At 66.1% G+C, this 2,493-nt stretch carries 2 protein-coding genes; both read right to left on the bottom strand.

The annotated features are described in order from the left end of the window. The coding region (locus FXB41_RS39745; protein ID WP_219685640.1) for a chemotaxis protein CheW at nt 1–395 on the bottom strand (395 nt) is incomplete at its 3' end. Between the two features lie 24 nt (nt 396–419). After that, nucleotides 420–2,493, bottom strand: a 2,074-nt coding sequence (locus FXB41_RS39740; protein WP_219685639.1) for a hybrid sensor histidine kinase/response regulator, incomplete at its 5' end; no start/stop codon positions are given.

Below are 2,493 nucleotides of genomic sequence, written 5' to 3'. Positions count from 1 at the left end.
CGGTGGACACCGCCGGCGAGCTTGGCCATGCGGGGGTCGAGATTGACGGGGTTTTCTTCCATGCCGTCCTCGGCGAGGCGCAGCACTTCGCCGATCTGGTCGATCAGGAGGCCGTAGGATTCACCGCGCAGGTCGACACCGACCGCCATCGGGATCTTGCCGTCCTCGGGCTTGGGCAGGCCGAGCCGGGCGCGCATGTCGACCACGGTGACGATGCGGCCGCGCAGGTTCAGCACGCCCGCGATCTCGCGCGAGGACAGCGGCACGCGGGTGACGCGCTCGGGCATGAACACGTCCTGGACGCGGGAGATCGGCAGGCCGAACAGCTGGCCACCGATCATCGCGGTGACGTATTCGACCATGGCGCCTTCGCCGGACTGGGTCTTCTTGGTCATGTTAGTTTCTCCTGATCCCGCTGGTTACGCTGCTGCGCGGCTCAGCTCGGAGGCGCCGGCGGCGCCCGCGGTCTGTTCCTTCAGCGCCGCGATCAGACCGGGACGGTCGAACTTGGCGACATAGTCGTGGAAGCCGGCCTGACGGCCGCGCTCGATCGCCGCCGGCGACACCAGCGCGGAGAGCCCGATGATCGGCATCGCGCCCAGATTGCTGTCGGAGCGGATGGTCTCGGCAAACTCGAACCCGTTCATGTCGGGCATCTCGATGTCGGTCAGGACCACGTCGAAGGTCTGCGCGCGCAGCGCGGCCAGGCCCTCCTGCGCGGTCGGCGCGGTGCGGACGCGGTAGCCGGCGGCCTTGAGCACCGGGGCCAGCATGTTGCGGAAGAACGCCGAGTCGTCGACCAGCAGCACCGATTGCGAGTGCAGCGACGGCTTCATCTCCTTGCGGGTGAACCAGTCGGAGAACGCCATCGGCAGGAAGTGGCCGACGTCGATCACTTCGGTGGCCTGGCCCTTGATCACGGCCGAGCCGAGAATGCCGGAGGAGGATCCGCCGACCTCGATGTTGAGCCGTTCCTCGACGATGTCGATGATCTCGTCGACGACGAGGCCCATGGAGCGGCCGTCATCGGAGAACACCAGGATCGGCTGGGCGCCCTGGCTCGCGATGGTGACGCTCTCCATGGCAACGAGCGGCATCAGCTGCTCGCGGTACTGCACCATGTAGCGGCCGTTCGAGAACTCGATCTTGTCGGCCGGGAGTTCTTCGAGGCGGGTGACGAGCCCGAGCGGGACCGCCTTGGGCTGGGACGAGCCGGCGCGGAACACCAGCAGCGAGGTGGTCTGCTCGCCACTTCCGATGCTGTGAGCCCCGTTCTCGCTGTTCATGTCATGGGCCGAGGAGCCGGCGGCGCCGAGCGCCTTGGCAATGCCGTTGGGGTCGATGATCATGATGACCGCGCCGTCGCCCAGAATGGTATTGCCCGAGAACATGTCGATGTGACGCAGCTTCGTCGACATCGGCTTGACCACGATTTCTTCGGTGTGGAACACGCCGTCGACGACGATGCCGAAGGTCTGGCTGCCGACCTGCGTCACCACGATGAAGCCGTTCTCGGGATCGGAGACGGCGCCGTCGTCGATCTTGAGCAGCTTCTTGAGATGGATCAGCGGCAACAGCTTGTTGCGCAGCCGGAGAACCGCGGTGTCCTTGATGCGCTCGATGCGGTGCTCCGAGTTGGCGCGGGCCCGCACCAGCTCGACCACGGAGAGCTGCGGGATCGCGAAGCGGTCGCCGGCGGCTTCCACGATCAGCGCGGAGACGATGGCGAGCGTCAGCGGGATCTTGATGGTGACGGAGGAGCCTTCGCCGGCGACCGACTTGATGTCGATGGTGCCGCCGATCTGGTCGATATTGGTGCGCACCACGTCCATGCCGACGCCGCGCCCCGACACCGAGGTGATGGCGGCAGCAGTGGAGAAGCCCGGCGCGAAGATGAACTTGTGGATCTGGGCTTCGCTCATCTTCTCGAGCTCGGCCTCGGTGACCAACCCTGAGGAGATCGCCTTGGCCTTGATCCTGTCGGTGTTCAGGCCACGGCCGTTGTCGGCGATGCAGATGATGATGTGGCCGCCCTCGTGATAGGCGGACAGGCGAATGGTGCCCTGCTCGCCCTTGCCGCCGGCGAGACGCTCGGCCGGGGTCTCCAGGCCATGGTCGGCGGAGTTGCGCACCATGTGGGTGAGCGGGTCCTTGATCAGGTCGAGCACCTGGCGGTCGAGCTCGGTGTCGGCGCCGTGCATCTCCAGCTCGATCTGCTTGCCGAGTTCGCTCGAGAGGTCGCGAACGATGCGGGGCAGCTTCTGCCAGGCATTGCCGATCGGCTGCATGCGCGTCTTCATGACGCCTTCCTGCAGCTCGGCGGTGACGTTGGACAGCCGCTGCAACGGCACCTTGAACTCGGTGTCCTCGTTGCGGCGGGAGATCTCCAACAGCTGGTTGCGGGTCAGCACCAGCTCGGAGACCATGGTCATCAGATGCTCCAGCGTATCCACGTTGACGCGGATCGACTGGTTGGCGATGCTGGCGCCCTCG

Origin of the sequence: Bradyrhizobium canariense (assembly GCF_019402665.1) — a bacterium.
In the GTDB taxonomy this organism is placed as follows: Bacteria; Pseudomonadota; Alphaproteobacteria; order Rhizobiales; family Xanthobacteraceae; genus Bradyrhizobium; species Bradyrhizobium canariense.
The sequence above is the reverse complement of the archived record's forward strand: the minus strand, read 5'-3'. Positions and strand labels throughout refer to the sequence as shown.